This is a genomic window from Acinetobacter sp. 1294596, from assembly GCF_000582925.1.
Classification (GTDB): domain Bacteria; phylum Pseudomonadota; class Gammaproteobacteria; order Pseudomonadales; family Moraxellaceae; genus Acinetobacter; species Acinetobacter radioresistens.
Genome location: NZ_JFCC01000138.1, coordinates 1 through 407 on the forward strand (window position 1 = coordinate 1; position 407 = coordinate 407).

At 42.3% G+C, this 407-nt stretch carries 1 protein-coding gene; it reads left to right on the top strand.

All coding sequences use genetic code 11. The features are described 5' to 3' along the window. The coding region (locus J502_RS16795) for a TraM recognition domain-containing protein (RefSeq protein ID WP_155757390.1) at positions 1–407 on the top strand (407 nt) is incomplete at both ends.

Genomic DNA, 407 nt, shown 5'->3' on the forward strand with positions numbered 1-407 from the left:
TTCCTCTATCTGCAAAGTTTAGAGGGCTTAAATCGCTTGTATGGAGCAAATAGCGACAAGATGTTCATGGGGTCTAGCAATTTAAAAATTGTTTTTAGAATTGGGGACATTGAGTCGGCTGAGGAATGCAGTCGATTAGTCGGTCAAACTGAAACGACATATATTTCTGAAACGGCAGGTACAAGCCAGACGAGCGGTACAAGTTCATCGAGTCGGGCAAGCAGTTCATCTTCCAATAGGTCGCAAAATACAGGTACAACCAAGTCCATTAAATTGGAATCTATTATTGAGCCTGCCGAATTTATTAAGTTGCCGATCTGTACGGCTGTTGTGATGTATAACGGCTCTTACGGAACATTGGAAATGCCGAAATACTATGAGTGCTACAACATGCCCAAACGCACTAA